This is a genomic window from Chelativorans intermedius (genome assembly GCF_025398255.1).
Classification (GTDB): domain Bacteria; phylum Pseudomonadota; class Alphaproteobacteria; order Rhizobiales; family Rhizobiaceae; genus Chelativorans; species Chelativorans intermedius.
On record NZ_JAODNW010000070.1, the window covers coordinates 1 to 2,524 of the forward strand.

2 protein-coding genes are annotated in these 2,524 nt (G+C 63.0%); both read right to left on the reverse strand.

Features of this window, described 5'->3' with window-relative positions; genetic code table 11:
• Window positions 1-146 precede the first annotated feature (146 nt).
• Complete coding sequence (gene istB, locus NYR58_RS20220; RefSeq protein WP_028035775.1) at window positions 147-911, reverse strand: IS21-like element helper ATPase IstB; 765 nt, start codon at window positions 909-911, stop codon at window positions 147-149.
• Window positions 908-2,404 carry an IS21 family transposase gene (gene istA / locus NYR58_RS20225; RefSeq protein WP_261517277.1) on the reverse strand — a complete coding sequence of 499 codons (1,497 nt, stop codon included), beginning with the start codon at window positions 2,402-2,404 and terminating at the stop codon, window positions 908-910. Before istA ends, istB begins: the two co-directional genes overlap by 4 nt.
• Between the last annotated feature and the right edge of the window lie 120 nt (window positions 2,405-2,524).

The following is a 2,524-nucleotide window of genomic DNA, read 5'->3' on the forward strand; positions in this document are numbered from 1 at the left end:
TGTCAACGGCGGTGCAAAATCCGGCCACGCGGCGGCGCAAAACCAGGCCAGGTGGCAGTGGCCTGCGCCATGGCGCGCGCGCTTACCAATAGCTGGCGCGTGCCATGGCGCATTGGCCTCTTTGGGCCAAAACGAGCGATCTGATCTCAGGACTTTTGTTGCCGCTTTCGGGCAGTGCTGTTGGCGAGGCGATAGCTCTCGCCGTTCATCTCGAGGATGCTGACGTGGTGGGTCAGCCGGTCGAGCAGTGCGCCGGTGAGGCGCTCGGAGCCGAAGGTCTCGGTCCATTCATCGAAGGGCAGATTGCTGGTGATCAGGGTCGAGCCGCGCTCGTAGCGGTGCGAGATCAGCTCGAACAGCAACTCGGCGCCGGTCTTGGACAGCGGCACAAAGCCCAGTTCGTCGACGATCAGCAACTTGACGGCAGCCATCTGCTTCTGAAAGCGAAGCAGGCGACGTTCGTCGCGGGCCTCCATCAGTTCGTTGACCAGGGCTGCGGCGGTGGTGAAGCTGACCGACATGCCCTTCTGACAAGCCGCCAGCCCGAGGCCAAGGGCAATGTGCGTCTTGCCCGTGCCGCTTGGGCCAAGGGCAATGACGTTCTCGCGCCGCTCGATCCATTCGCAGCGGGCCAGTTCCAGCACCTGCATCTTGTTGAGCTTCGGGATGGCGCTGAAGTCGAAGCTGTCGAGGCTTTTGACCGTGGGGAATTTGGCGGCCTTGATGCGGCGCTCGACCATCCTCCGCTCCCGGTCGATCAACTCCAGTTCAACAAGCCGGGCGAGGTATCGGACATGATCCATGCCTTCGGCCGCACATTGCCGGGCCAGCTTCTGATGTTCCCGCAGGAACGTGGGCAGCTTCAGCGCCTTGAGGTGATGGGCGAGCAGGATTTCCGGACCATCGCTCATGCCGCGTCCTCCGCATCGCCCGACAACAACCGCATATAGGAGCCGGGCCTGGTTTTCTCGACTGTTGCCTTGGGTAGATAGGGATAACAGTCCAGGTCCAGCCGGGGCGGACGGTGTTCAACACGGCAAAGCAGCAGGTGCTTCACGGCGTCGAAGCCGATTGCGCCCATCTGAAGCGCCTGCTTCACCGCGGCATGCAGATCAGCCAGATCAAAGGTCTCGAGCAACCGCAGGACCTGGACGTATTCGCGTCGGCCATGTCGGTTCATGCGAGCTTCCATTAGCCGGCGCAACGTTGCGAACTCCTCGGGAAGCTCCCAGCCTTGCAATGGTGCGGCCTGATCGAGTGCGTTGATCTTCTGCTCCAGCAGCGGCAGGTAGTGGATCGGGTTGAAGACGATCTCCTCGCGATCCCAGCAGCGGGGATGGCGGGCAATGACCTCGCCCCGGCAGCCGATCACCACCTCGTGGACATAGGCCCGGATCCAGACATCCTGATGGCCGAAGGCAACCGGCACCGAGTAGTCGTTGGTCTTGTAGCGCACCAGACACTGGGACGAGACGCGGCCACTGTCCTGGTCACAGGCGTCGAAAGGCGCGACCGGGAGGGGGCGCATGGCAACCAGATCACGTTGCAACCGCTCGCCGATCGTCTCGCTCTCACCGCGCAGGACATCGTGCTGGCGCTTGCGGCATTGCTCCTCCAGCCAAAGGTTGAATGCCTCCCAGCTCGTGAACTCGGGAAGCGGCACCATGAAGTTGCGGCGGCAATAGCCCACCAAGCCCTCGACATTCCCCTTGTCATTGCCTTTGCCAGGACGGCCGTAGTGGTCCCGGATCAGGTAATGCGACAGGAAGCCGCTGAACAGGACGGCCCGCTTGCGGGTGCCATCGGGCAGGATCTTCGCCACCAGGCACCGGTCATTGTCATAGACGATCGACTGCGGCACTGCCCCAAAGAAGGCAAAGGCGTGGATGTGGCCGTCCACCCAAGCCTCGGCCACAGCCGCCGGATAGGCGCGGACGTAACAGGCGTCGCTGTGCGGCAGATCCAAAACAAAGAAGTGGGCCTTCTGCTCGACACCGCCAATCTTGACCATCGCCTCGCCGAAGTCGGCCTGCGCATGGCCCGGGGGATGCGCCAGCGGCACGAACACTTCCTGGCCCCGCCGTTCTCGCTCCCGGATGTAATCCTTGATGATCGTGTAGCCGCCGGTGAACCCGCACTCGTCACGAAGCCGGTCGAACACCCGCTTCGCCGTGTGCCGCTGCTTCCGCGGCATGGAGCGTTCCGCCTCAAGCCAGCCCTCGATGATCGGGATAAAGGGATCAAGCTTCGGCCGCCTGACTTCGGCCGTCCGCCGGTAGCCCGGCGGCACCGAGAACGTCATCATCTTCGCAACCGTATCACGGGAGATGTTGAAGGCCTTCGCCGCCTGACGCTGGCTCATGCCCCCCGCGCAGGCCTGGCGAACCCTGAGATATAGTTCCACGCTGAAAATCCTCGCGCCCTCCCTGCTGTCGCAGAAAGGGAAAGGGTGGACGACTTTTACGCCGCCCGCAGCAGCTCCATGCCGCCGCTTCCGTGGACTAGTTTCTCACCGCCGTTCTCA

Excerpts from the sequence above, each read along its gene's own strand:
- istB (WP_028035775.1), bottom strand. The coding sequence starts at position 911 with ATGAGCGATGGTCCGGAAATCCTGCTCGCCCATCACCTCAAGGCGCTG.